Source organism: Aeoliella sp., assembly GCF_965227375.1.
Taxonomy (GTDB): domain Bacteria; phylum Planctomycetota; class Planctomycetia; order Pirellulales; family Lacipirellulaceae; genus Aeoliella.
The window spans coordinates 946,270-972,024 of the sequence record NZ_CBDDFX010000001.1 but is presented as its reverse complement, the minus strand read 5'-3'; the positions used below and the strand labels follow the sequence as shown (position 1 = coordinate 972,024).

Here is a 25,755-nt window from a genome sequence, read left to right as displayed (position 1 = left end):
TGCTAGACCTGAAGCGAAGTTCCACCACATAATGGAGACCACCAGCCATGCCCTCCCTGCGAGTTCCATCTATGCACGATGCAAGCGAAGTCTCGGTTACCCAGTGGATTGCCGATCTGCGTGTCGGCCAGGAAACAGCCGCGCAACAACAACTGTGGGCGCGGTACTTCAAGCGGCTGCAAGCGCTGGCCAAAGCTAAGCTGGGCAACATGCCGCGGGCGGTGGAGGACGAGGAAGACGTGGCGGTCAGCGCGCTGGGCAGCTTCTTCGTACGAGTTCGCGAAGGGCAGTTCCCCGACCTGACCGATCGCAACGGACTGTGGCCGCTCTTGGCGAAGATCACCGCTCGCAAGGCGATCAACCTGCACAAACGCCAAACCGCCGCCAAGCGAGGCGGAGGACGCCAGGCGGAAACGGGCGCGAGCGACGACAGCCAGAACGCGCCGCTGGAATTCGTGGACGAGCAGATCACGCCGGCGTCGCTGGTGGAACTGAGCGAGCAATGCAATCTGTTGATGGCCGAACTGCCCGACGAGGCGATGCGGCAGATTGCCGAACTGAAACTGGCAGGTTGCTCCACGCAGGAGATCGCCCAACAGCTGGAACTCTCGCCCCGCACCGTGGAGCGCAAGACAGGGCTCATCCGCCGGTACTGGACCGCGTGGCTCGAGCGAGCCGAGCAAGCGTGACGAGCAACAAGCCCAGTAAGCTCCAAGTCGCCGGCTCCGGCACGTGCAGCGGGTACACGATGGCGCCCTTGGTCGGTGCGTAGTTGTTTCGCCACACCACGTAGTCGGCAAGGTTCACCAGGCCGTCGCCATTGCCATCGGCGTCGTACGTGTTGGCGCCGAACTGCGATTCCCACACGGCATAGTCCAACGAGTCGACCGCGCCATCGGCGTTGTAGTCGCCAGGGCCGGCCAGCGTTAACACCGCGTCGCGATCGTCGACAGGAAATGTCCAGTCGCGATCACTCAGCAACGATGGATCATAGGGCGACGGCGCGGCGCCGATTGTGTCGACACCAAACTCCACTTCCATCGCGCTGGAATCCTCGCCCACGTGGTTCATTCCGTTCGTTCCAACTTGCAGCGCGAACTGGATAGACCCCGTGTCGGTGCTGGGTGTGAGCGTAAACGACGCGAACAACCATGCGGGGCTGCCGCTGCTGGTGGTGCCACAGTACGGATCGGCTGCATCGCAGGAGACGCCGAAGCCGTCGCCTAGCGTGGCGGGGATCGAGTAGCCTTGCAAACCAAGCAAACCTTGACTGAAGGGCGCCGGAGGATAGTCGTACAGCCCGGGACTCGTGCCGGGCGACTCGGTCATTCCCGTGCTCGAGTCGTGTACGTCGCCGAAGCGTGGATTGCCGGAGGTGAGCACGGGGTTGTAAACATCGATGTTCGAAGGGTCGATGCTGTACGTGGTCTCTTGCGAGACGACATTCAGCGAGACGTTCTGAAACTCCAAGAACGGATTGGTCGACGCGTGCCAGTCGCCCGCACTGGTGGTGCGAGGCTGGGCCCAGATATGCAGTCGCCGAGGGGTGCCCGAAGCCGCAACAAACTCCGCCACGCCCGGCGTGCCTGGGTCTTGGCCGTCGGTGGAGATCCAAAACCGCGCTGGCGCAGCCTCCGCACTGCCGGCGAGCAGCAAGGTGAGCACAAAAATTGCCCGACAGACGGGTAGAATACGCATAGCACCAGAGAGGGGGGTCGCCGCCCCCCACCAACCGCAAGACAGAAGTTCCGAATCGTGCCCCCCGCGCCGAGTGTAAACACAATCTGCAAGAAAGTACAGAAATCGTGGCGGGCGAGCGCCCGATTTCTTGATTAGCCTGGGAGTAGGGTTACGATCAACGGGGGACGCCCCCTCGCTAGGGGCTCGCCTTGCGCCTTGGTAATTACGAGTGAAATGAGCATCGCCACCCCAATTTTGCCGGCCCAACACCGCATACCGCGACCGATTTGCGCGGTGCTGGTGCTGTGTGCGTGGTTGGTGCTTGCTGCGATAGCCTATGGCCAGCCGACCACCTTCACTTACTCCAATCTCAATCAAGGTCCCAACGACAACCTGTTGGTGAGAATCGAAGGCGCGGGAATTCCCGGCGTCGACTACGACCTGCACAACGTGCTCGGCAACGCCATGCTCGACGGGCGGGTAGAGCTTAGGTTCGATGCCGGATACCAACCCGCGATTGGCGAATCGATCAACTTCCTCCAGGCGCAAACCATCGAGCAGCAGTTCCGCTCCTACTTCTTCCCCACCATCGCTCCGCCCGACGAAGTCGCGGTGCAGTTCGAGCAGTTGGATCAATTGGTCCGAGCGGAGTTCGTCAGCCCGCGCTTTGGCAACGACTTTCAGCCGACTGGGCCCGGCGTGAGCCAATGGCACGTCGACGATAATTGGAGTTTGGGAGAAATCCCCAACTCGACCGACCAATTGGTGCTGATGAACAACAGCCCCATAGCTTCGCAGCGGGTGCGCGTGATCGGCGACCCCATCGACGGCTTCGCGCCGGCCGCTGCGCATGAGATTGCGATCCAAGGCGGACTGCTGCCCATGATTCTCGAAGTCAACGGCGGCACCAACGGCGTCGGGCATCTGAGTGTTTCCACGCGGACGGCGATCGATAACGAAGGACAACTCGAACTGGTTAATCAAGGATCGCTGTTCACAGGCGAGTTGCTGGTTGGCAACAAGGGTACGGTGTTGCTCGACAACGGCCACATCGAAACCGGCGTCGCCGGCGCCCGCGTCGCCGGCTTGCTGGCGGGCACCGGTCAGGTTTCGGGCGACTTCCAACTGCTGCCGGGCGGACTGCTGGAGGTCCAAGAGCCCGCTGGCGGACGCGGTGGTCAAATCATGATTTCGCAAAACTACTCGCAATCGCCCGGCTCCCGCTTGGCGCTCGACTTGCCGTCGGACAACCCGGGCGAGTACGAGCAACTGTTCATCGGCGGCACGGCCTCCTTTGGCGGCGTGCTGCAGGTCAACCTCACTGAGTTCGACGGTTTCGGGGTGGGGACACGCATTGAACAAGTGGTTTACGCCGAAACGGGAGTTGGTCAAAACGACAGCTTCCGCCGCCTGGACGCGATTGGTCTGCCGACGGGAATCTGGGCGAAAGTCGAGTATGGTGTTGGTTCCTACTACGCTTCGATCGAAGGTCATTCGGTGGGCGACATGGACGGCGATTTCGATTTCGATCAGGAGGATGTCGATCTGTTTGTGCTGGCACTTCGCGATCGGGAGGCCTATGAGTTGACTCCGCTCGACGGCGGGGGGATCATTGGTGTCTCGGCCGACATCACAGGCGATACCGACTTTGACGGCGACATGGACTTCGACGACATCGACGACATGATTGCTCTGTTGGACGGCTCCGCAGCAGTTTACGCCCGACAGGTGTTGTTGGGCGTCTCCGTTCCCGAACCTGGTACTCTCTCGCTCCTTTTCCTTGCGTGTCTGGCGGTAGTCCGCTGGCGCAAATCATGACCCGCAATCGCATTGCATTCACGCTTGTTGAATTGCTGGTGGTCATCGCGATCATCTCGGTGTTGATTGCGCTGCTCTTGCCTGCGGTGCAAATGGCCCGCGAGGCGGCCCGTCGCTCGAGCTGCAAGAACAACTTGAAGCAAATCGGCCTGGCGATGCACGAGTATCACAACGCCCGCAGCGTGCTGCCGCCGGGCATGATGATGCACGCCAGGCGCAATCAGCCCAGCGCACCCTGGCGAGCGCTGCTGCTTCCCTACATGGAGCAGCAAGCTCTGTACGACGAAATTGGTGTGATCGAAGATCCATCCGACAACTCGTATGGTGGTGTGCAAAGCCGATTTCCAGGTACTTACGAACAACCAATGTTCCTCTGCCCCAGCGCTCCCCGCCCCGAAGGGCAGTTCAAGCTGGCTCACTACGCCGGCGTGGCGGGCGAAGTGAATGCCAGCGACGCGTGGCTGCTGGAGACGGACAATCGCTGCGGCGCCGTGCGGCGCAACGGACTGCTGTTCCCCGATAGCCGCGTCCGCATGGCCCACATCACCGACGGCACCGCTCACACGCTGCTGGTCGGCGAGCGAACATACATCTTTCGCGACTGGCTGGTCGGTGGCGAATGGGTCGGTTCGGCGCCCAACTACACGCGAGTCTGCATGAGGTCGAGCAAAAACATCGTTTATCCACTCAACGCCGACCACGACGAGTTTGGCTACAACATAGAAGACCGAAGCATTCCCGAAGGCGGCGATCCTTCGATGATGCACAACGACCTGGAATTCGCCAGCGAACATTCCGGCGGTGTGCAATTCCTGCTGGCCGACGGCTCCGTGCAATGGCTGGCCGACGACACCACGCTGCCAACGCTGTACGCCATGGCCTCGCGCAACGGCGAGGAAATCGTGCCGTAAGCTCGACCGCCGCTGGGATCCCATATTCACCCAGGGTAGCGTCCGATTCAATACTCCTTTCTGTTCGCGTTCATTCGTGTAGATTCGCGGGCAACATCTTGCACCACCAAGTCACGGCGACGCGTTGCGTGGCAACAGTTGATCCCGCAGTTCATCCAGCGACTCCACTTCGGTTGGCCAATCGGCTTCGAGCTTCAGTCGCGACTCGCTGGCCTTCAGCACGGAGTCGCGGCGCTCGGTGTCGCTCGGCTCCAGCGACGCCCGCAGCATTGCCTGATCGATGCTCGAGACGGTGGGCGTCACGTCTAGTAGCTCTTCCACTTCGTTCAGCACCGCGAGAGCTCCAGTCTCGTCGCCAGTCGACTCCAGCAGATGTGCCAGGGTAAGTCCAACTTCGATCTGCTCGCCTGGTGAATCGCTCGCGCCGTGGGCGTCCATCGCCGCGCGGTAGTGTTCGGCCGCTTGGGACTTGCGATCGGCGCTCACCAACAAGTCGGCCAGCGCGCGGTGCAAATCGGCCGCCGCGCCTTGATCATCCATCTGTTTGAGCTGCTCGGCGTACGGCTCGTACCGCGCATCGAGTAGCGACTCCACCAGGTCGACACGCCACGCTTCGACCTTCGCACCCTCTGGAAGGTTGCCCTTGAGCTGCCCAAGCCGCTCTTCGAGCGACGCAACTTGCTGCTGCAAGTCGAGCCGGTCCGCTTCGCGCTCTTTGACCAGCGTGTTGCGCTCGTCGAGTCGGCGGGCGATCTCACGCCGCTGTGATTCGATCATCACCGCGGCCGTGGGGCCGCCGATCGCCAGCACGGTCGCCAGCAGCAGCACCGTTGCCAGGGCCGGGTGACGCTTCACCCAACGCCACGCTCGCGCGGCTGCTGGGATGGGTCGGGCGAGTACCGGCTTGCCGTCGAGCCACCGCCGCAGCTCTTCGCCCACTTCCTTGGCCGTCTGATACCGCCGGTTGGGGTCGACCTCCATGCACTTCAGGCACACCGTGGCCAGGTCGCGCGGCACGCTGGGATCGAGCGAACGCGGCTGCGGCGGGTCGGTGGTGAGCCGCGCCTGAATCTGCATAGCGGGGCTTCCGCGGAACGGCAGTTCGTTGGTGAGCATGTGAAACAGCATGACGCCCAGCGAGTAAATGTCGGTCCGCCGATCCGTCCAGTGCCCTTCGCCGCGAGCCTGCTCGGGCGACATGTAGGCCGGCGTGCCGACGACAAAACCGTCGATGGTCATCGTCACTTCGCCGATCTCGCGTTTGGCCAGGCCGAAGTCCATCAGCCGCGGCTTGCCGGTCGCGTCGATCATGATGTTCGACGGCTTCAAGTCGCGATGCACCACGCCCGCTGCGTGCGCTTCGGTCAGCGCTTCGGTCACGGGAATGCACACTTCGGCAATCTCGTCAGCCGAGCGGCGGTGCGACTTCATCCAATCGGCCAGCGACTCGCCCAGCACGTACTCACTGACGATGAACACCGTGTTCTCTTCGCGCCCCACCTCGAACACCGGCACGATATTCGGATGACGCAACTGGGCCGCCGCCCGGGCTTCGCGGAGGAAGTGCTCGACCTCCATCGTGCTGAGGTTACCCTTGCGGGGAATCTTCACCGCCACAACGCGATCGAGTTCCGTGTCGTGCGCCTTCCACACGGTGCCGAACCCACCCACGCCCAACCGCGCGAGCAGTTCGAACCGCCCCAAAGTCTTCAGCGACGGACCAGCCGAGGAGTAGGTGCCTGAGTCGTCCACCAGGCTGAAGTGACTGCCACAGCTGTTGCAGGCAACATCGTCTACCGCCACATCCGCCAAGAGCTCCACCGGGTTGCTGCAATGAGGGCAGCGGATGTGCAGTGCTTGGCTACCGGTGGCCGATTGCGGAGCCTCGATCGTGCGATTCGGATCGTTCCCCGCGGTGGGCGCCAGCAGCGTCATGTTTTCCATCAGCGACGTGAGCTCGGGATACTTCTCCCGAAACGCCTGTTCGACCTCGTCCGACTCGACGCTGCTGTCGTAATGGCACTCAATCGCCCACAACTCCCGCGCCAGCGCAGGACGGAGCGCTTCTGGCACGTGCTCCAGGTACTGCGCGATCGACGGCTGCTGACCTGCTTTCGCCGCCTGTTCAAACCGGTCGCACACCTCGTCGAGCTGCTGCTCGTTGAATAGCGACGATGACGAGTCGCGATCGCTCATGCTCGAAACTTCCTCGGAAGAACCCCTGGGACGAAGCCCTCAGCATAGATTGCTCGTGTAACGATGCAACTCTGCCACTTCACGGACCGCGAACGTGCTAACTAGGCTTCGGTTTTGGACTCGCTTTGGTTTTGCCCCAGTTCGTTTTGCCCCAACATTCGATCCATTGGCCCAAAACCCCAAATGCATTGCCCCTACGCTACATCGCAAACCTCTATTTTTGTCGATCCTTTTTGCACGGCGAGGAGTTTTGGTCCACCGCGTTGTTCCCCGCATGTTTTGCGTTGGCCCAAAACTCCCATCGCGGTCGATCGCTCCGACGACGCATAGGCGGGTCGGCTACGGGATACATAAACGCGCGTACAGTATTTGTTGCCACCCGTTTGTACCACGGGGAGTGTAAGAAAAGGAGTCCCGCGGGGAGAGAATGTACGAGTTTTCGAGGTCGTAAACAGGGTGCCTGGGGACGAGCTCCGCGAGCCCCCAGCAACCAGTTTTTTGAACGGGAGGCAACGGAGAGAACAGAGAAGAAACGATGCCCGTTCGGGTGCCACTGCTGGTTTATCGGTCGTTGCCTACTCGCCACCTATTGAAGGCGAGCCAACGCTGTCCTCTCACCGCCCGCTTGAACCGAGCCAGCAGTGCTGGTGCGATAATAGCAATCTGAGAGCAGTGCAACACCACGACAAACACTGCTGGCTTGCTTTAACGTGGCGGTCCAGCTCATCACCGCAACCCTGGTCACTCCGTTACAAGAGGCAAACGGCGATGAACCAGCAGTGCCACCCAACCGCTCCAAGCTCTCAAGTACCCACTACGCTGTGATACCAACCACAAACACAAGGTAACACAGCCCGAGAAAGGCGGTCAGGTACAGAAAGTTTACTAACAACCCGATAATCGGCAGCACATGGGCTCCGTGGAACCGCAACGAACTGATGCCCAGAACTAACCCGAAGATGGTCAACAGCGGCAGAAAGAAGAAGACGCTAGCGCACAGTGTGACGAGGTGATACGCCAGCGTGTCGGGCGAACCATGTACACTGACGCCAGCAAAAAAGAGTAACGGGTAGGTCACGACCTGCGTCAATACCAAAGCAAACGGCACTGCCAAGGAGGCGGCGCGGTAGCGCCCAAATTGCCATAGGTAGCTGCGAATTGTGCTATCGAACGCACTTCGCGTACGCGACTCAGATGGCACATGCGAATTGCTCATAGTACTAGACTACCGTTCTCCATAGTTCCACAAAACCAACAACAGCGGCGCCGGCCAGGAGGACGAATCACTCGCAGACCGGCGCCGCAGCGGGGTGTTGCAAATTGTTCACTACCGACGGGCGTTACTTGTGGCGAGTGAGCGACCATTCGTAGGCGCCGCTGGCTTTCATGACGAGGACCTTGCCGTGGCCGGAGGTCAGGTCGTTCAGCGTCGTCTCGTACTGCACGCCTGGGTTCGATTCAACGTGCCAGGTGAGCAGCTGTTGCTGCCGGGCGAACCGGCCCTTCAGGTTGTGCGTGGCGCCGGAAAGTTGATCGACATACACACCGCGCACCTCGCCTTGCTTGCTGATCGACAGTTGCATGACGCGCGAAGGGGGCGCGTTGGGACCCGGCGCGAGGTTGAACGTGCCGAGCGACATCCATTGGCCTTCGCCGGCCGGCGCCGGTTCCGTCTCGTCAATGGGTTCTTCATCGATGGGTTCGTCATCATCGATCGGCTCTTCGTCGATTGGATCTTCGTCGATGTAGGAGTTGTCGTGAACGTACGTGTTGTTGATCACCGTCGTCGGATTGCTAGCCGCATACGTTGCCGGATAGGCAGTGGTCCAGGCCAGCACGCCGGCGGTCGTGGCCACGGCCGCTGCGCCCGCGTAGGGGTGTGTCGCCTGCCAGGCGTTCGGATGGTCGGCGTACCAGGCCGGGCTGAACGGTTCGGGGCCCGACTGCCAGTTGTTCACGGCCGATTGGAAGTTGCCACTAGCCTGATCGGCGTGCGACTGCACGTTCGACCGATCGAAGTTCTGCGCCTTGCCCTGCAATTGGTCGGCGCGGCTGTTCGGCTGGTTCAAGTTGCCCTGCTGTCCGCCGAGGAATTGCTGCACTTGCTGCGGCGAGTTGGCCCGCGGCTGAGCACTGCGTGGATTGCCCGCCTGGCCGAAGTTGCGTGGATTCTGGTTAATCTGGCCGATGTTGGCATTGCCGAAATTGTGTCCGCCCGTCTTTGGGCTTGCGGCCTTGATATTGCCGCTTGCGGGGCCGCTGAAGTTGCGACTGCTCGGCGTGGCGACCTTTCCACCAGCTCGGGCACCGCCAGCCGCTCGTCCACCGCCGCCGCGTCCGCGAGCGAAACTGTCGCTAGCAACGACAAGCATCAAGGCGAGGGACAGCGTGAACAAGAGTCGCGTGATGGACGACGCAGCCATGGAACCTCCAACAAAATTGGACAAGCGGAGTAGGGTCGCCTGGCAAACTGGCGACGTGGGAAAAGGGGTCACAGCATCTGCGCGCCGTGATGTTCCGTAAGCGTAGGTCACGCTAGCGACCCGCGCCGGCCAGAGCGGTCAGCTTTTCGGTTAAAGCGGTTGCGACGATTGTGCCGCCCTATCCCAGACGCCGGCGTACGCGCGGCTAGCGGTCTTCGCTAGCTTGCTTTCGGGCTGTACTAGGAGACATCCCTTGCTCAAGATATGGCTTCAGCTGTTTGCCCCAAGGTTTTCCCTCCCTGTCGAGATCTGCCCGTGCGGCAGCGAAATTGGCTCCGTGATCTTCTAACCACTCGACCACCGCTTCGTAGTCGGAGTTCTGTTGAGCATCCCGAAACGGCAGGTACATCTCATGATCCAGCAACAGGTGTTCCACCCTGGGAACATAGGACAGCTTTGCCCGACGTCGTTTGGGCAGACGGCTGTTGGCCCCAGCCTCCAGTAGCATCAATACCAGGCGGTAGTCGCGTAGCTGAATGGCCTCCTCGACCGGATACCTTCCGTACTCACCCCGAAAGTTTGGATTGGCGCCGGCGGCAAGCAGCATCTCCACGCGTTCACGCCTGTAGGGGACCGTGTCATCCAGCACGATTCCGAGCGGAGACTCGCTGTAATGCTCGTGCTTAGCTAACAGTTTTGCACTTCCTCCGTGGGCAAGCACGGCACGCAAGTAGGAGGTGTTGGCCATTGAGCAGGCGAAGTGGGTAACACTGCAACCTGCTTGGCAGCGAACGCCAAACACCGCGATCCCGGCGCGAGCAAGTGGCTCCAGGGCTTTCCCATTCGTTCCAAAGTCAGACTGCGTGAGTACATTCGGGTCGGCGCCCGCCTCAAGTAGAATTTCGAAACGCTCCAGTTTGTCATCGGGCAGCGCCCATAGGAGGAGCGACATTCCGTCCTTTCCTTGCGCATTCACGTTCGCACCGGCCTCGACCAATCGCTCCATTTCGGCGAGATCGTTTTGCTCGATAGCGTGGCACAGTGCAATTACCTTGGGATCGTTAAAAAAATCTTCTGCCTTCCAATTCACCACCGTATGCCAGCGTCTGGCGGGAATGAGCTCCCACTCAATCTCGTACATCCGCACCTCGGCTGCTTTCTTCCGGGCGAATGCAGCGTGAAACTTCGCCTCGAACTCGACACGCACCTCATCCGAATCGGCGCTGGCTCGCGCGGCATCTGCATGCCTTCGCACATCTGCCTTCGCCTCTCCAGCCTCCTTCAGAAGTTGTTGATACTCCTCGTTCGCCAGCAATGCTGCCTGCTCTTTTAGCGGAGTCAGCATCGCTTCCCGCGCCTTCTGGACAACTTCGTCTCTCGCGCTTTCGCTAAGTGGTTGCCGATGTTCCCAACCAGGATCGTAGCCGACGGGAAACTTGGGCGACCACTCACCGAGCATTCTGATAAGTGTGGCCTGCGCAGCGGGGTCGTTTTCAATCGCGGGCGAAACCGCTTGCCCCAGCGTAGCACCCAATGCGGCGATGAGTACTCCGGGGCTATTGCCACCCTTGCCCACCGGCGGGTAAACCTGCTTGTCAATTTGGTAGCGCAGCTGCGCTGCCAACATCAGGAAAGCGGCTTCGACATCCTCTCCCCCCGACTTTGCCTTTGTAGAAGCCAACATCATTTGGCTACTGTTCATCGAATTCGTGTCAGGGGCTGTAGAGCAACCCATGGTGACACAGAGCGATAATGTGAGCACCCAAGCTGACCGCCGCGTGATTCCGGAGTAATTCATGATGGGGTCTGCTCAACGACTTCGCATATAAGTCACGCACATCAAATACGCCCTGTCAACGTGCGTCTGCGCTCGCGTGTTTAAACAGCGAGGACGGTGCTATGCATTGTAGCTGTCCCAGCTTTGAAATTGCACTCATCATTTGCCAGTAGCTGGTGACGCCTGTGCGTTCTGGCTGAAAAGAGAACCAAAACGTGCCAAGAACATCATCAAGTCTTTAAAAACCACTCGACTTCATCGAACGGTGCAGAATCCGATCTGGTTTGTAATGGCGTTCGCCGTGACACAACATGAGACCTCTGAGGAGATTTGCTATTGGTTTGCGGCTCTCTCGTCGACCGCTCCAAGCCAGCAGCGATGAGCCGCTCCGTCCAATGCGGATTCAGCCAAACCAGCTTTTGGGTTAAAGCGGTTGCGACGATTGTGCCGATGTACGTCACAGGCACTGGCGTGCGCGCCGGGTGCTTGTGTTGCTAGCAGGGGGGCTGCCGGCCACAAAGCGACTTGTCGATGCGCCTCATCACGCGACTCTGCTCGCTAATTCTGCTTGCCAGCCTCACCACGGGTTGCAGTATCGTGCTGCCCGAAGTGTCGAGCATGCCGGTGGTGCACAACCCTTTTCCGCAGCTCAGCCGCGTGGCAGTGTTGCCGTTCTTCAATCTGAGCGACGAACCGACGGTCGATGGCCGCCAGTTTGCGCTGGCTTACTTTGCCGAGTTGCAGGCGGTTCCCGGGTTCGAAGTGGTTCCACTCGGCGTGGTGGAAGAAGCGATCCTGCGGAACGATCTCGATATCTCCGATCCTCGCGAAGTGCGACGCCTGGCGAACATCTTGAACGTCGACGCGGTGGTGGTCGGCGCCGTGACCGACTACACGCCGTACTATCCGCCCAGGTGCGGCATGCGCGTGGAGTGGTATGCGGCGAACCCTGGCTTCCACGAGATTCCGGCCGGTTACGGCTTGCCCTGGGGCACGCCCGACGAGGAATACATCCCGCAGGACGTAGTGTTCGAAGCCGAAATGGCACTGGCGCGCGAGCAGATGAAGACGCAATCGCCCGACTGCAACGATCAGGGCGAGCCGGCCTACATGCCGCCGGTAGACGCCCAACCGATGTTCCCACCAGCGCTGACGCCGCCGCAAGAACAATTGCCAGTGCCGCCGCTGCCGAAGCCGCCAATCCGCCTGGAACCGCAGTCCAACGCTGCCCCGGGAGGTGTAGACGTTTACGAGCGTTTCAACTCGCCGCCGCCGGCCACGGTGCAACCAAGCGCCGACAAGGTTCCTTCCACCACCAACGAGCCAGTGCCTCCTTCGCCCGATGGATTCGACATCGAAGCGGACGATCCGCAAGATCCGATCGCGCCGGAAGCTACCGACGCGCCGGCTGCCGAAGCTGGTGGCGACGAAACCGTGTGGCGGCCGCGCCAGCAGTCGACCTACAAAGTGCCGGTCGACGCCGCGCAAGCACCGCCAGCGGCTGACGTAATCCCTACCTCTAGCGCAATCGCTCCGGGCATGGAAAATAATTTTGCAGCGCAATTGCCGCCCGATTGGCCCGATCCGCGCGGTTTCATGCCGCCCGGCCCTTCGCCGGTGCGTCCGCCTTGCATCGAGAACTCGGGTCCAGTGATCACACATACTCGGATTTTCTTAGGCAGCGATCCCGAATTCACTGCGGCGCTTGCGGCCTATGCCGATTTTCGTGACGACGCTCGCTTTGGCGGATGGCGTGCATACCTCGAGCGTAGTGAGGACTTCATTCGTTTCTGTTGCCACTTGCACATCAACGAGATGCTCTCGGCACGTGGTGGAGCCACCGAAACGCGAGTGGTGCGACATTGGTCAAATAGCCGATAGGGTGCTGTAGCAGCGTTTAGGTAAGACTTGCAGACCGGGTCGCGGATTCGACTCCTGCAGGCAATGCCCTTTGAGCTGCGGTGTGTGATTGCACCGCTTGCTCCGCTGCCGCCCGCTATTTCCCCCCCCCGCACGAACCCGCCTGCACGGAGGCCCTGGCTGTGAACGACGACATCAATGTGCTTGCACTGGTCAAAGGCAAAGAGCGCTACATCTTCCTATTCGACGACTCGCAACAGGCCGAAGCCTTGCGAATGCTCGGCCGCCACGCGGCGAACCCCGAACTGAGCTTCAGTTGGTACGACGCCGCCGTGTTGGGCAAGAAGATTCGCAACGAAGCCACCTCCCGCGATCGGGCGCGGTTCACCATTCCCCAATCGAGCGATATCGACGAGTAAATGCATCGCGAGATTGCTCAATTCCTTCGGCACCTGGATGCGGAACGAAACTCCAGCCCGCACACGCTGAAGGCTTATCGCGAAGATCTTATCTCATTGGCTGAGTATTTGGCGGACGAATCAGGCGAGGCGCCGGACCCTGCTTCGATCACCACCGTCGAATTGCGCGGCTACGTGGCGGCGCTGGCCGAGGCGGGTTTTGCAAAGACGTCGATCGCGAGGCGATTGGCGTCGGTGCGGAGCTTCTATCGCTTCGGTCAGCGAGAGGGCTGGGCGAAAGCCAACCCGGCCGCCGCGCTGCGGAACCCGCGCAAGAGCCGCAAGCTACCGCACTTCCTCACCACCGACGAAATCGGCCGCCTGCTCGCCGCCCCGCCCAAGAAAGGCAAGCAGGGCACGCGCGATCGGGCGATTCTCGAGACGCTCTACTCGGCTGGCCTGCGCGTCAGCGAGCTAGTCGGCATGAACGACGGCGACCTGGACCTCGAGCAAGGCATCGTGCACGTCCGCGGCAAAGGCCGCAAGGAAAGATTGGCCCCGATTGGCAGCTACGCCGCCGCCGCGCTGCGCGACTGGCTGGCCGTGCGAGAGCTGTCGCCCAAAGAAGAATCCGGCCGCGCCGCGCCAGTGTTCACCAACCGCTTCGGCACGCGTCTTACGACGCGCAGCGTGGGCCGCATGCTGGAGAAGTACATCGCGACCGCATCGCTCGACGGTCGCACCTCGCCCCACACGCTGCGGCACAGCTTTGCCACGCACCTGCTGGACCGCGGTGCCGACATCCGCAGCGTCCAGGAACTCTTGGGTCACAAAAGCCTGGTGACCACACAGATCTACACGCACGTTTCGACCAGCACACTGCGAGCAGCGTACGAGCGAGCGCATCCGCGAGCGGGGTAAGTTTTTACGGCGCGCCAACAAAGCACCGAAACCCTCCCTCCGCTGGTGGGTTAGATGACTTAGCGGCCGTATCTACGAAGCGGCCCCCAAACTCCGCCCTCGGTGCACGCATGGGAATAGCATCCAGCGCAGCGGCGGAACAACTTGGTTAGTTGCCTTGTCACGGCTCACTTTTGGTGTCGTCGCCGGCTGCACGTCACCCCGTCGATCAGGCTCGGAACAGAGCGGAAAGAGCATCATGCGCAGTTGCAACGAAGGGGCCTTCCCCTTCCTGTTTGGGTTCGCTGTTTGCCTGGCGAGCACCTCGCTGGCCGCTTCACCGGGAGTTCCTGCCGTTCGTTCCGCGTCGCAGGACTACGTGGAGTACGCGATCAACAACCTGCCGAACTACTTCGCCAACGGCCCGATAGCCGCTACCGATAACACCCCGGCCGACAACCCAATCACCAACGCCGGCGCAATGCTTGGTCGGGTGTTGTTCTACGACGGCCGGCTGTCGCACAACAACGGAACGAGTTGCGCTTCGTGCCATCAGCAGTCCACTGGGTTTGGCGACTCGGCCCAGTTCAGCGAAGGATTCGAAGGTGGTTTAACGCCGCGCCATTCCACTGCGCTGGCCAATGCCGCCTACTACGAGCGTGGCAGATTCTTCTGGGACGAGCGGGCGGAGACCTTGGAGGAGCAGGTGCTGATGCCGATCCAGGACGAACTGGAAATGGGCACCGATCTCGACCAACTTCGCGAGGAACTGGCGGCCACCGACTTCTATCCGAAGCTATTCGAAGAGGCATTCGGAACTCCCGAAATCACCAACGAACGCATCTCCAAGTCGCTCGCTCAGTTTATTCGCTCGATGAAATCGTACCAGTCCAAATACGACCAGGCGGTCCAAGCCGGCACGCCTGCCAACCCCGACTTCGACTCGGTCTTCACGCCACTGGAACGCCAGGGAGCCGACCTCTTTCTGCACGGCGCCGGCAGGTGTGCTACCTGCCATTCCACCCATGCGCAGGTGGCCGACCGGCCGCACAACACGGGGCTCGACCTCGATAACTCGGATCCCAACGACGACATCGACGACGGAGTGGGTGATGGGAGCTTCAAGGTGATGTCGCTCCGCAACGTGGCCGTAAGAGAACGCTTTATGCACGACGGGCGGTTCAGCTCGCTGGAAGAGGTGATTGAGTTCTACAACAGTGGAATTCAGGATAACCCCGACCTGGACAGAGGCTTGCGGGTCAACGGAGAGCCCTTGCGACTGAACATGACGGACCAGGAAAAAGCCGCGTTGGTCGCCTTTCTGGAAACGCTGACTGACGAGACCTTCCTCACCAGCGAGCTGTTCAGCGATCCATTCGAGCAACTGCCGGGCGATTACGACGGCTCTGGCGTGGTCGACTCTGCTGACTACCTGATATGGAAGCAGGACTTCGGACTCACCGACTCCTGGGCCGATGGCAATCTCGATGGCACGGTGAATCTGGCGGACTACACCATTTGGCGGAATAACCTGGGGGCCACCTGGGAAGGACTTTCGACCTCCACGAGTCTGCAAGCTGCAAGCGTTCCGGAGCCGAGTTCTATGGTGCTATTCTGCGCAGCGGGATTGGGACTGCTGGGGTGGAGAAGGGTAACTAGCCGACGCTTCTACGCCTCGTCGGATCGATGAGACGTAGCTCATCGGCTACGGCAGAATCGCATGCTGACCTCCGACCTCTTATCTGCCGCGGTACACCCTTTCCGCAAAACTGCCGATCCTGCCTACCGCAACGCTTGCTCCGGCTGGTCCGTTCGTGCCGGTTGTAGGTTGCCATATTCCGTCGTCGGCATGATGACCACGAGGTTTTGTTGACCCTTGGCAACAGGTGACCTAGATACTTGTGGTGCATCGCAACACCCGTTGCGTAGGCACCCACGGTACATCAAAGACGCCTCACTTGCCTCGCCCATCATGTCCAGCGCAAAGCTCCTACTTGTTGACGACGACTACCAGGTTCTCGAATCGATGGCCGATTGGCTGCGAGAGCAAGGTTTCGAACTCGACACCGCCCGCACCGCCACCGAAGCGGTCAAAGCCTGCGAGAGCGCGACTTACGACCTCGCGCTGGTCGACGTGCGGTTGGGCGATGAGGATGGGTTCGACTTCCTCCGCCAGTCGCTCCGACAGTGGCCTGCCATGCAGGTGCTGCTGATGACGGGTTACGGAACTGGCGACATGGCCGTCGAGGCCATCCGCGCCGGCGCGTTCGACTTCCTCACCAAGCCGCTCATCGACGAAGAGCTGCTCATGGCCCTGGAGCGGGCGCTGTCGCAACGCAAGGTGCTGAACGAGAACTCGCAGCTCAAGGCCGAACTCGACAAGCACTACGGCATGGGCAACATCGTGGGTCAGGACCCGCGGATGCTGCGTGTGTACGAGATGATCGAAAGCATCGCCGATACTCGCGCCACGGTGCTGGTGACCGGCGAGAGCGGCACTGGTAAGAGCATGATCGCCCGCGCGATCCATCGCCGCAGCAGCCGCTCGAAGGGGCCGTTCGTCGAAGTCGCCTGCGGAGCGTTGCCTGAGAACCTGCTGGAAAGCGAGTTGTTCGGCCATGTGGCGGGTGCGTTCACCGGCGCGACTGGCGACAAGACCGGCAAGTTCCTGCAAGCCGACGGCGGCACGATCTTCCTCGACGAAATCGGCACCGCCAGCCCCGCCATGCAGGTCAAGCTGCTGCGAGTGCTGCAGGAACTGTCGTTCGAGGCGGTCGGCGGCACCAAGACACACAACGTGGACGTCCGGGTGATCCTGGCGACCAACGAGGACCTGGCGAAGAACGTGGCCGATGGCAGCTTCCGCCAGGACCTGTACTACCGCATCAACGTGATCAACATCGAGCTGCCCTCGCTTCGCGAGCGGGTGAGCGACGTGCCGCTGTTGGCCGAACGCTTCCTGCACGAGACGCTGGAAGACGTCAACCGCGAGGTCGACGGATTCAGTGACGATGCGCTTGGCTGCCTCCGCTCGTACAACTGGCCCGGCAATGTCCGCGAACTTCAAAACGTGGTGGAGCGAGCTGTCCTGCTGGGCAAAGGTCCGGTGATCGAAGTCGCCGACTTGCCGCTTGAGGTTCGCACCGGTCTATCGACGGGCGGCAGTGCCACCTTCACCGCCGGTCAGACCTTGAAGGAAGCCCTCGAAGGTCCCGAGCGACAGATCATTCTGCAAGTGCTCGAGTCGAACGGCTGGAACCGCAACGCCACGGCCGACACGCTGGGTATCAATCGCACGACGCTTTACAAGAAGATGAAGCGGTTGGGGCTGGAGGATGGAGCACCGACTCACTGAGTCGATTGTGTAGGTGCTTCCGACGAGGCGTAGCTCGTCGGCTATTGCGCGTACAAGTGAACCACTTCATCGCAGTTCACTTTAGCTCGTATTCCTCCCCATCCTCTTCCGGTGGCTCGATCCGTACCTCTGGTCGTGCGTCGGTTTGTTCCACGTGCTTCAGGTCGTCCGCGGTGTAGGTACGTCCGTTTTCGACCTCTTCGTTCGGTTCGTGCACTTGGTAGCGGAGCGTGCCTGTGTGGTCGTCCCAGAGCATCTCGGTGATGGTGCCGGTGCGGTGGTCGTTCTGCATGCCGCGCGTTCGCACCTCGACCAGGTTGCCGATGTCGAACCCCTCGTATGGCAGGTCTTTCCACAACGTTCGGCGGACGCGGAGCACCTGCTCGCCGTAGGTGAGCACCACGAACTCGCCCTGCTGCCCGTCGCGCCGCCAGACTCGCGGGCTGGGCACCATGCGGCGGGCCAGCTCGACGTCTTCGGGGTGGACCCAGTCGTCGCCGTTCTCGGGCCACCAGGGGTAGTAGCCGTACTTGGGGTCGGTTTTCAGCTCGATACTCATGGGGAATATAACGATTCTGGGGAAAAACGGACGAGGGAACCTCCAGCGGCGCAGCCTTCGGTCACCTATAATTGTACGCGGCAAATCCAAACCTTTCAGCACACGCGCCCACCACCTCTGCCCCGACACCAGCACCATGCGAACCGAGAAGTTTCTCCAGCACCACGGCGTTTCCACCAATCCCTTTGCGGAGGAAGATGCGCAAACCGACCCGGTGTTCAAGAATCGCTGCCGCACCAGCACATTCCACCCCGTATGGGACAAAGTGTTCGGCGATCCGGCCGACCCGGCCACTTCGATCGTGTTTGGCGAGAAGGGCGCGGGCAAGACGGCCATGCGGCTGCAGATCATGGGCAAGCTGGCCGAGCATAACCGCGAACACCCGGACGCCAAAATCTGGGTAATCGAGTACGACGACTTCAATCCGTTCCTCGACCGCTTCGCCGACCGACTTCCGGCCCGCAAACAGCGCGACTCGGCCAAGGTGCTCGAGGAGTGGAAGCTGTGGGACCACATGGACGCCATCCTGTCGCTCGGCACCACCAACCTGGTGAACCTGGTGCTCGGCACGCAGGGGCCGGGCAACGCGGCGGCCAACCAGATCAGCAACGACCTGCGTTCGAAGCTCGACAAGTATCAGAAGCGCGATCTGTTGTTGCTGTCGGCTTGTTACGACGATTCGCTCAGCGAGTCGTTCGCCGACCGCACGAACAAACTCCGCCGCAAACTGTGGTACGGCGGGTTGTCCACCTTCGCCACGCCGCTGTTGGGTTGGGGCGTGTCGGCCGCCATGGCCGCGTTGGTCGGGTACCTGATGTGGCACAAGGAGTTCAGTGCCGTGTGGGGCTGGGTGGCCGCCATCCTGGTGGTCCTGGGTTGGGTTCCGTGGCTGATCCGTTGGTGGCGTTGTCATTTCGAAGCCCGCGGCGTTGCCAAGAACGTTCGCGTGCTGAAGCACGATACTTCGTCGCTCCGCCGGCTGTTCATGCGGATGACCGACCGCGACCTGCACGGCCAGCCGCTGCCTAACCGCCGACGGACCGACGACCGGTACGAGTTGCTCTCGAAGTTTCAAGGCGTGCTGAGTTCCCTCGGCTTCAACGGCATCCTGGTGCTGGTCGACCGAGTGGACGAGCCACACCTGGTGAACGGTTCGGTGGAACTGATGCGCGACTTCGTGTGGTCGATGCTCGACAACAAGTTCCTCAAACAGCCCGGCGTGGGGCTCAAGCTGTTGTTGGCCAACGAACTGGTAGAGCACCTGAACCGCGAGACGCGCGAATTCCACCAGCGGGCGCGCATCGACAAGCAAAACATGATTCCCTCGCTCGACTGGACCGGCGAGGCCCTGTACGACCTGGCCAACTCGCGCCTGGAAGCCTGCGCAGTTGACGGCGCCACGCCGCAACTGCGGAGCATGTTCGACGAGGGCGTGTCGGACCAACGTTTGATCGACGCCTTCCGCTCGCTCCGCACGCCGCGCAACTTGTTCAAGTTCCTGTACCGCGTGATCGTGGCCCACTGCAACTCGCACACCGACGCCGACCCGGTGTGGAAAGTGCCCAAGGAAACGTTCGAAGCGACGCTCGCCGTATACGGCCGCGAACAAGCCGCCACTGACCGCGGGCTGTCGGTTAGCTAGACGCGTTAGCGGTTGGGCGAACACGTAGAACAGGTTGGTGAGGCGGAAAGTCATTCGTCGCGGGGTGGAGTTTCGGGTTCGGCGGAGTCGGGAATGTTGGGCCATACCCACGGGCGGAGTTGCGGCACGCCGGGCAGGATCGCCAGGACGGCAAAGACCGAAAAACCCCACACGCGGTCGTAGTCCAACTCGGCAGGGTGTTGCCCGAGCCACGCTGGATCGATCTTCTCGCCGCCGTTGGCCGTAAGCAGTGCGATGGCCGCTTCGCGTGAGATGGGCACAGGAAGTCGGTGGCAGCTTCCGTCGCCCATGGCCACATTGCGGACGAAACTCGGCTTGTGAAAGTACCCGTTGTCGATGCGGTGCCCATCGCTTTGGTCGGCCGGTAGCGGGGTGGTGAGCAACTCGACCGCCTCGTCGAACAAGAGGTCTTTCGGCTCCGACCAATAGACTCCCCGCCCGGCGGACTCAACCAGCATGATGGTGTACGACAGCCCGTCGGTCGTGTCAGTGAGTTTGCGCGGTGGGCCATTGCCCCAGGCGGTCTGTGGTCCAGTCACGGCGAAGTACGTTGTTTCGCTCGGCGCGTGATGGGAAGGGCACTCGCAAACCTCCAGCACAATAGGCACCACCTGCTTGGAGTTCTTGGGACCATTCCACGGCTCGTTTAAGTTGTAGACTTGGTAGATTCCTTCAGCCGACATGTAAGGCAGGATCAGCAATCGCCAACTTGCCGGGTCACCGTTCTTGCCCATGGGATTCGCCGCCGCGGGAAGCTGCTGGTTGGTCGATTCGTAATTCTCAATGGCGAGCATCAGTTGCTTCATGTTGTTCGCGCAGCTGCTGCAACGCGCTGCTTCGCGCGCGGTCTGTACGGCCGGGAGCATCATCCAGGTGAGCGCCAGCAGTACAAACCCCATGATCCACATCGGACGGGCGATGGGCCCCGGCAGATAGAAACAGCCCGCCCAAAACGCCAGCACCCCGCACGCCACCAAGATGCCCACCGGCCCAAACGCGGCGAGCGACGCCGCCACCAGGGCGAACAGGTACATCAATGTAGTAAGGCGGAAGGTCATTCGTCGTTGGCCGCGGGTTCAGGTTCAGATGATGGCCAAACCAATGGTCGCAACTTCGGCACGCCGGGCAGGAGGGCGAGCAGAACGAAGGCGCCGATGGCAATGGGATGGCCGTGGGCGAGCTGCGGAATCGGTTGCACTTCAAACTGTCGCACGTCGACTTGCTCGCCGCCGCTAGCGGTAAGCAGCGCCACGGCAACTTCGCGATCGAGTGGCATCACGAGTTGCCGGCAACTACCGTCGCACATACCTACGTGGCGGACATAGACGGGACTGTTGAAGTAGCCTCGATCGATACGATGACCATCGCTAGCATCGTTGGGGAGCGGTGTCGTCAGCAGTTGGACCGCTTCGTCGAACGTGAGGTCCTTCGGCTCCGACCAGTGAACACCGCGATTGGCCAACTCGATCAATAGGATTGTGTTGGCCGGGTCGTCGGCAACGTCGTCGAACGAACAAGGTTGGCCGTTGCCCCACACCGTGTTTGGGCCGGTAATAGCGAAGTAATCCGTGTGGGTGGGAGCAGCATGCACAGGGCACTCGCAAGCAGGAAACCGAATCGGCATGATCTGTTTGGCATTGGTCGGGCCATTCCACGGTTCGTCGAAGTTGTAGTGATTGCTGATGGTCTGGCCTTCCATAAAGGGAAGGATGTTCACCCGCCAGCTCTGGGGGGCCTTCCACTTGCCCGCCTTACCGTTGGCGGGAGGGAGTTTGCCAAGCACGTCGTGGTAGTTATGAATAGTCAGCGCCAAGTGCTTGATGTTGAATAAGCAGGAATTGCTGGGGGATGCTTCGCCTACACGTGACTCGGCCGGTAGCAGCAGCAATACCAGCGCCATCAGAAGTACAACCCCCACGGTCCCTGCCCGTGAGAAATGGAACCACCCCGACCAAAACATGAGCACGCCCACCACGGCCACCATGCAACCCACCGCGCCGAACGCGGCGAGCCCGGCGGCGACCAGGGCGAACAAGTAGAGCATGGTGGTAAGGCGGAAGTTCATTCGTCGTTGGCCGCGGGTTCAGGTTCAGATGATGGCCAAACCAATGGCCGCAACTTCGGCACGCCAGGCAGGAGGGCGAGGACCACGAACAACGAAAAGCCCCACACTCGGCCGTAGTCCAGTTCGGCGCTCGATTGTTGCTCGAGCCACTCCGGGTCGATCTCCTCGCCGCCGGCGGCAGTAAGAAGCGCTACGGCTGCTTCGCGCGGAACGGGCACTCGCAGCGAGTGCACGGCGCCGTCGCACATCGCCACGTTGCGCACGTAGCTGTGTTTGTAGAAGTATCCATTCTCGACGCGATGCCCGTCGCCACCGTCGATGCGCAGCGGAGTGGTTAACAACTCCACTGCTTCGTCGAACGACAGGTCTTTCGGTTCTGCCCAATGCGTTTCGCGTCCCGAGGCTTCGACTAGCAGGATGGTGTTCGACAACCCGTCGGTGACGTCGGCAAAGGAGCGTTGCTCCCCATTGCCCCAGGCAGTCTCTGCGCCCGTTACCGCGAAGTAGTTCGTCTCGGTTGGATGGACGTGCTCGGGGCACTCGTAGAGTTCAATGGGAAGCGTACCCACGACTTGGCGATTCTTCGGGCCGTCCCAAGGTTTGTCGAAGTCGTACTGGTCGTAGAACAACGTACTTTCCACAAAGGGAACGATGCGCATTCGCCAGCTATGAATATGGTCGGTCTGGCCATGCGGACCCGCGGCGGGCGGGAACCGCTTATTGGTATCGTGGAAGTTATGAATCGACAGGGCTAGCTGCCTCAGGTTGTTCCGGCAGCGCATCTGTCGAGCACCACTGCGGCCCATTTCCATGGCCGGCATCAACAGCACGACCAGGACCGCCAGCGTCAAGGCGGCCACATATAGGTGATATCCGTGGTGCGGCTTGGACAGCGCCACGGTCCAAAACCACAGCACGCCGACCAGCACAAACAACCCGACCCCACCCAACGCACCGAGCCCAGCGGCCACCAGGGCGAAGAGGTACAAGATGGTGGTTAACCGAAAGTTCATGAGGTCGGTGCTGCTTTGGCGGCCAGTGACTCACCCTATAGTAATGTCGCAGAAGTGCGACAAAACGATTCGCTGCGACATTATTTCCGCGTGCGCCATTTTGTTCGCAAGTCGTTATGCAGGAAAGACTTGTGAGTTGATGTCGATGAGTAATGTCGCACCCCGTTGCGCCCAGAATCGCGCCACCTGCGACATTATTTTTACCAGATTTCGGTATCACATTCGGTCTCGAGTACCCGTTTATTGATAGAGATACCCACGCAGCTGCCGGTAATCGGTTCGGGGGAAGTGAACAAAAGTGCACTTCATTAGAACGCATTCTGGGCGCGGCTCAACAACCGTTTTTGGACCGCCTGGCAACCGGTTGGAATACCTATTCGCACGAGCACATTCCCTTTGCGCACCGGTGTATCTTCCCAGCGCAATGTCGCGATGTTTTTGTTCTTTTTTTTCGCGTTACATTACTTTCCCGGCAGACATATACTAATTCCTAGGCATAATAGTGTGCCTCAGTTATCGCGGGCCCCCTGACACACACCGGGGATCTGATGCCCTTCTTGGGCCAGGGTCCCTGGTGTGTTTTTCTTTGCCGGTTTAGCGTAAGGGCTATCTGCCCTTCGCCCTCCCACTCCCGCCCGCTGGGTCCCTGCCTTGAAAGCTCTGGTTAAACAGCACGCCGAAGTCGGCTTGTGGTTGCTCGACGTTCCCGAACCGACAATTGGCATCAACGATGTGCTGATTCGTGTTCACAAGACCGGCATCTGCGGAACCGACGTCCACATCTACAACTGGGACGCCTGGGCGCAGAAGACAATCCCCGTGCCGATGGTCGTCGGGCATGAGTTCGTGGGCGAGGTCGTGGAAGTCGGCTCGAATGTCAACGACTTTCACCCTGGCGACATTGTCAGTGGCGAGGGACACGTGGTGTGCGGGCGGTGTCGCAACTGCATGGCGGGACGACGTCACCTCTGCAAATCGACCAAGGGTGTTGGAGTCAATCGTCCCGGCGCATTCGCCGAGTACATCTCGCTGCCGATGACCAACGTCTGGCACCACGCGCCGGGCGTCGATCCCGACGTCGCTTCGATCTTCGACCCGCTGGGCAACGCAGTGCACACCGCGCTGTCGTTCCCAGTGCTCGGCGAAGACGTCCTGATCACTGGCGCCGGGCCGATCGGCATCATGGCCGCCGCCGTCGTGCGCCACGCCGGCTCGCGGCACGTGGTTGTCACCGACGTAAATCCCTATCGCCTGGAACTTGCCGAGAAGGTTGGCGTCACCCGCGCGGTGGATGTTCGTACGACCAAACTCGCCGACGTGCAGCAACAGCTTGGCATGACCGAAGGCTTCGACGTCGGCCTCGAAATGTCGGGCAACCCCAGCGCGTTCCGCGACATGATTGCCAATATGTGCCACGGCGGAAAGATCGCCATGCTCGGCATCCCCGAAGGCGAGATGGCCATCGACTGGAACGAGGTGGTGTTCAACATGCTCACCATCAAAGGCATCTACGGCCGCGAGATGTACGAAACCTGGTACAAGATGACCGTGATGATCCAAAGCGGCCTGGACATCTCGCCCGTGATCACTCACCGCATGCCATACAGCGAATTCCAACAAGGCTTCGACACCATGCGCTCGGGCAGCTCGGGCAAGATCATTTTGGATTGGACCTTTTAGCTGGTTTAGCCCCGGCATTTATGCCGGGGGGAGATAGGTATCCGTTGTGTCATTCCGAAAGGAGGCTCGCCGACTGAGGAATCTAGTACGCCAACCGTGACCAACTTGCCCATTTAGGAGCTTGGCCGACCGAACTCCCCAAACGCAATAGTCCCGGAGAATGGCAGACCAGATTTCTCGGTCGGCGAGCCTCCCTTCGAAATGACACGATACAAGAACAAACTCTCAACCCCACCCGGCATGAATGCCGGGGCTAAGACTCGGAGCACCCATGAACCAAGACCTCCAGCGCATCGCCGGGCAGGTGGACGAGATTCGCTCGGCCGGGCTGTACAAGAACGAACGCCTGATCGAGTCGCCGCAGCAGGCGCACATTGCGGTCGCGGGCCACGAGGTCCTGAACATGTGCGCCAACAACTACCTGGGCCTCGCCGATCATCCCGAGATCATCCAGGCCGCGCACGAAGCGCTCGATCGCTGGGGCTACGGGCTGTCGAGCGTGCGGTTCATCTGCGGCACGCAAACCTGCCACAAAGAGCTTGAAACTGTGGTCTCCGACTTCCTGGGCACGGAAGATACGATCCTCTACTCCAGTTGCTTTGACGCCAATGGCGGGTTGTTCGAAACGCTGCTCACCGAAGACGACGCAGTGATCAGCGACGAGCTGAACCACGCTTCGATTATCGACGGCGTGCGACTGTGTAAGGCCAAACGCTTTCGCTACAAGACGTGCAACATGGACGACCTCAAGGACAAACTGCTGGAGGCCGACGCCGCTGGCGCGCGGACCAAGCTGATCACCACCGACGGCGTGTTCAGCATGGATGGCAGTGTCGCGAAGCTCGACGAGATCTGCCAACTGGCCGACGACCACAACGCCTTGGTGCACTTCGACGATTGCCACGCCACGGGATTCTGGGGCCCCACCGGCCGCGGGACGCACGAACATTGTGGCGTCGTCGGTCGCATCGACATCACCACCGGCACGTTCGGCAAAGCCCTGGGCGGCGCGAGCGGCGGTTACACCAGCGGCCGCAAGGAAGTGATCGAACTATTGCGGCAGCGCTCGCGGCCTTACCTGTTCTCGAACACCATCGCCCCACCGATTGTGGGCGGATCGATCAAGGCGCTCGAGATCGCCGGCCGCTCGACCGAGCTCCGCGATAAGCTGATGAACAATACGCAACTGTTCCGCAGCGAAATGACCGCCGCCGGGTTCGACATCCTGCCGGGCGAGCACCCCATCGTCCCCATCATGCTGGGCGACGCCAACCTGGCCACCGGGATGGCCGACAAGCTCCTGGAGCTAGGCATCTACGTCATCGGCTTCTACTACCCTGTGGTGCCAATGGGCAAAGCCAGAATCCGCGTACAAGTCTCGGCCGCCCACAGCGAAGACGACCTACGCAGCGCGGTGGAGAAGTTCAAACAAGCGAAAGCGGCCGTGGGCTAGGCGA

At 60.9% G+C, this 25,755-nt stretch carries 20 protein-coding genes; 11 read left to right on the top strand and 9 right to left on the bottom strand.

The features are described 5' to 3' along the window. Nucleotides 1-71: 71 nt before the first annotated feature. Complete coding sequence (locus tag ACQK2L_RS03915; RefSeq protein ID WP_425395625.1) at nucleotides 72-689, top strand: ECF-type sigma factor; 618 nt, start codon at nucleotides 72-74, stop codon at nucleotides 687-689. Here ACQK2L_RS03915 and ACQK2L_RS03910 read toward each other — a convergent pair. Then, nucleotides 640-1,698 carry a dockerin type I repeat-containing protein gene (locus ACQK2L_RS03910; RefSeq protein WP_425395624.1) on the bottom strand — a complete coding sequence of 353 codons (1,059 nt, stop codon included), beginning with the start codon at nucleotides 1,696-1,698 and terminating at the stop codon, nucleotides 640-642. The genes ACQK2L_RS03915 and ACQK2L_RS03910 overlap by 50 nt on opposite strands. A gap of 216 nt (nucleotides 1,699-1,914) precedes the next feature. On the opposite strand from ACQK2L_RS03910, the gene ACQK2L_RS03905 reads away from it, so the two are divergent. Then, complete coding sequence (locus tag ACQK2L_RS03905) at nucleotides 1,915-3,498, top strand: PEP-CTERM sorting domain-containing protein (protein WP_425395623.1); 1,584 nt, start codon at nucleotides 1,915-1,917, stop codon at nucleotides 3,496-3,498. Next, complete coding sequence (locus ACQK2L_RS03900) at nucleotides 3,495-4,409, top strand: DUF1559 domain-containing protein (RefSeq protein ID WP_425395622.1); 915 nt, start codon at nucleotides 3,495-3,497, stop codon at nucleotides 4,407-4,409. The genes ACQK2L_RS03905 and ACQK2L_RS03900 overlap by 4 nt, the downstream gene beginning before the upstream one ends. 111 nt (nucleotides 4,410-4,520) lie before the next feature. Here the strand turns inward: ACQK2L_RS03900 and ACQK2L_RS03895 are convergent, their stop codons facing one another. The 4 genes from ACQK2L_RS03895 to ACQK2L_RS03880 all read right to left on the bottom strand — a co-directional run bounded on the left by ACQK2L_RS03895 (nucleotide 4,521) and on the right by ACQK2L_RS03880 (nucleotide 10,730). Further along, nucleotides 4,521-6,605 carry a protein kinase domain-containing protein gene (locus ACQK2L_RS03895; protein ID WP_425395621.1) on the bottom strand — a complete coding sequence of 695 codons (2,085 nt, stop codon included), beginning with the start codon at nucleotides 6,603-6,605 and terminating at the stop codon, nucleotides 4,521-4,523. Between the two features lie 814 nt (nucleotides 6,606-7,419). Continuing rightward, nucleotides 7,420-7,821, bottom strand: coding sequence for a hypothetical protein (locus ACQK2L_RS03890; RefSeq protein WP_425395620.1), 402 nt, complete (start codon nucleotides 7,819-7,821; stop codon nucleotides 7,420-7,422). 124 nt (nucleotides 7,822-7,945) lie between these two features. Then, complete coding sequence (locus ACQK2L_RS03885) at nucleotides 7,946-9,028, bottom strand: hypothetical protein (RefSeq protein ID WP_425395619.1); 1,083 nt, start codon at nucleotides 9,026-9,028, stop codon at nucleotides 7,946-7,948. 205 nt (nucleotides 9,029-9,233) lie between these two features. Further along, on the bottom strand, nucleotides 9,234-10,730 hold the full coding sequence (locus tag ACQK2L_RS03880; RefSeq protein WP_425395618.1) for a hypothetical protein: 1,497 nt from the start codon (nucleotides 10,728-10,730) through the stop codon (nucleotides 9,234-9,236). Between the two features lie 606 nt (nucleotides 10,731-11,336). On the opposite strand from ACQK2L_RS03880, the gene ACQK2L_RS03875 reads away from it, so the two are divergent. The 5 genes from ACQK2L_RS03875 to ACQK2L_RS03855 all read left to right on the top strand — a co-directional run bounded on the left by ACQK2L_RS03875 (nucleotide 11,337) and on the right by ACQK2L_RS03855 (nucleotide 17,318). Then, entirely contained in the window at nucleotides 11,337-12,686 is a 1,350-nt protein-coding gene (locus tag ACQK2L_RS03875; RefSeq protein WP_425395617.1) for a hypothetical protein, read from the top strand. Between the two features lie 161 nt (nucleotides 12,687-12,847). Next, a complete protein-coding gene (locus ACQK2L_RS03870) occupies nucleotides 12,848-13,084 on the top strand; it encodes a hypothetical protein (protein WP_425395616.1) in 237 nt (78 codons plus the stop codon). Beyond that, a complete protein-coding gene (gene xerC, locus ACQK2L_RS03865; protein WP_425395615.1) occupies nucleotides 13,085-13,984 on the top strand; it encodes a tyrosine recombinase XerC in 900 nt (299 codons plus the stop codon). A gap of 238 nt (nucleotides 13,985-14,222) precedes the next feature. Continuing rightward, nucleotides 14,223-15,653: a cytochrome c peroxidase gene (locus tag ACQK2L_RS03860; RefSeq protein ID WP_425395614.1), complete on the top strand. Its 1,431-nt coding sequence runs from the start codon at nucleotides 14,223-14,225 to the stop codon at nucleotides 15,651-15,653. 279 nt (nucleotides 15,654-15,932) lie between these two features. Further along, nucleotides 15,933-17,318 (top strand): sigma-54-dependent transcriptional regulator, encoded by a 1,386-nt coding sequence (locus ACQK2L_RS03855; RefSeq protein WP_425397412.1) that lies wholly within the window; start codon nucleotides 15,933-15,935, stop codon nucleotides 17,316-17,318. Nucleotides 17,319-17,394: 76 nt separating this feature from the next. Here ACQK2L_RS03855 and ACQK2L_RS03850 read toward each other — a convergent pair whose 3' ends face one another. Continuing rightward, nucleotides 17,395-17,877, bottom strand: a complete 483-nt coding sequence (locus ACQK2L_RS03850) for a DUF6960 family protein (protein WP_425395613.1) — start codon at nucleotides 17,875-17,877, stop codon at nucleotides 17,395-17,397. 136 nt (nucleotides 17,878-18,013) lie between these two features. On the opposite strand from ACQK2L_RS03850, the gene ACQK2L_RS03845 reads away from it, so the two are divergent. Further along, a complete protein-coding gene (locus tag ACQK2L_RS03845; RefSeq protein WP_425395612.1) occupies nucleotides 18,014-19,519 on the top strand; it encodes a hypothetical protein in 1,506 nt (501 codons plus the stop codon). Between the two features lie 50 nt (nucleotides 19,520-19,569). On the opposite strand, the gene ACQK2L_RS03840 is transcribed toward ACQK2L_RS03845, so the two are convergent. From ACQK2L_RS03840 to ACQK2L_RS03830, 3 genes are read right to left on the bottom strand one after another with little or no spacing between them, the layout of a single operon-like run. Further along, nucleotides 19,570-20,598, bottom strand: a complete 1,029-nt coding sequence (locus tag ACQK2L_RS03840; protein ID WP_425395611.1) for a DUF1559 domain-containing protein — start codon at nucleotides 20,596-20,598, stop codon at nucleotides 19,570-19,572. Beyond that, nucleotides 20,595-21,605: a DUF1559 domain-containing protein gene (locus ACQK2L_RS03835; RefSeq protein WP_425395610.1), complete on the bottom strand. Its 1,011-nt coding sequence runs from the start codon at nucleotides 21,603-21,605 to the stop codon at nucleotides 20,595-20,597. The genes ACQK2L_RS03840 and ACQK2L_RS03835 overlap by 4 nt, the downstream gene beginning before the upstream one ends. Then, complete coding sequence (locus ACQK2L_RS03830; protein ID WP_425395609.1) at nucleotides 21,602-22,618, bottom strand: DUF1559 domain-containing protein; 1,017 nt, start codon at nucleotides 22,616-22,618, stop codon at nucleotides 21,602-21,604. The genes ACQK2L_RS03835 and ACQK2L_RS03830 overlap by 4 nt, the downstream gene beginning before the upstream one ends. 651 nt (nucleotides 22,619-23,269) lie before the next feature. Between ACQK2L_RS03830 and tdh the strand changes: the two genes are divergently transcribed. Next, entirely contained in the window at nucleotides 23,270-24,298 is a 1,029-nt protein-coding gene (tdh, locus tag ACQK2L_RS03825; RefSeq protein WP_425395608.1) for an L-threonine 3-dehydrogenase, read from the top strand. Nucleotides 24,299-24,569: 271 nt separating this feature from the next. Then, entirely contained in the window at nucleotides 24,570-25,751 is a 1,182-nt protein-coding gene (gene kbl / locus ACQK2L_RS03820) for a glycine C-acetyltransferase (RefSeq protein WP_425395607.1), read from the top strand. The last annotated feature ends 4 nt before the right edge of the window (nucleotides 25,752-25,755 follow it).

Coding starts and splice junctions, on each gene's coding strand:
- ACQK2L_RS03885 (WP_425395619.1), bottom strand. CDS start 9,028: ATGGCTGCGTCGTCCATCACGCGACTCTTGTTCACGCTGTCCCTCGCC.
- ACQK2L_RS03850 (WP_425395613.1), bottom strand. CDS start 17,877: ATGAGTATCGAGCTGAAAACCGACCCCAAGTACGGCTACTACCCCTGG.
- ACQK2L_RS03905 (WP_425395623.1), top strand. CDS start 1,915: ATGAGCATCGCCACCCCAATTTTGCCGGCCCAACACCGCATACCGCGA.
- ACQK2L_RS03915 (WP_425395625.1), top strand. CDS start 72: ATGCACGATGCAAGCGAAGTCTCGGTTACCCAGTGGATTGCCGATCTG.
- ACQK2L_RS03830 (WP_425395609.1), bottom strand. CDS start 22,618: ATGAACTTTCGGTTAACCACCATCTTGTACCTCTTCGCCCTGGTGGCC.
- ACQK2L_RS03910 (WP_425395624.1), bottom strand. CDS start 1,698: ATGCGTATTCTACCCGTCTGTCGGGCAATTTTTGTGCTCACCTTGCTG.
- ACQK2L_RS03895 (WP_425395621.1), bottom strand. CDS start 6,605: ATGAGCGATCGCGACTCGTCATCGTCGCTATTCAACGAGCAGCAGCTC.
- ACQK2L_RS03835 (WP_425395610.1), bottom strand. CDS start 21,605: ATGAACTTCCGCCTTACCACCATGCTCTACTTGTTCGCCCTGGTCGCC.
- ACQK2L_RS03900 (WP_425395622.1), top strand. CDS start 3,495: ATGACCCGCAATCGCATTGCATTCACGCTTGTTGAATTGCTGGTGGTC.
- ACQK2L_RS03840 (WP_425395611.1), bottom strand. CDS start 20,598: ATGACCTTCCGCCTTACTACATTGATGTACCTGTTCGCCCTGGTGGCG.
- ACQK2L_RS03890 (WP_425395620.1), bottom strand. CDS start 7,821: ATGAGCAATTCGCATGTGCCATCTGAGTCGCGTACGCGAAGTGCGTTC.
- ACQK2L_RS03860 (WP_425395614.1), top strand. CDS start 14,223: ATGCGCAGTTGCAACGAAGGGGCCTTCCCCTTCCTGTTTGGGTTCGCT.
- ACQK2L_RS03875 (WP_425395617.1), top strand. CDS start 11,337: ATGCGCCTCATCACGCGACTCTGCTCGCTAATTCTGCTTGCCAGCCTC.
- ACQK2L_RS03880 (WP_425395618.1), bottom strand. CDS start 10,730: ATGAACAGTAGCCAAATGATGTTGGCTTCTACAAAGGCAAAGTCGGGG.
- kbl (WP_425395607.1), top strand. CDS start 24,570: ATGAACCAAGACCTCCAGCGCATCGCCGGGCAGGTGGACGAGATTCGC.
- xerC (WP_425395615.1), top strand. CDS start 13,085: ATGCATCGCGAGATTGCTCAATTCCTTCGGCACCTGGATGCGGAACGA.
- ACQK2L_RS03845 (WP_425395612.1), top strand. CDS start 18,014: ATGCGAACCGAGAAGTTTCTCCAGCACCACGGCGTTTCCACCAATCCC.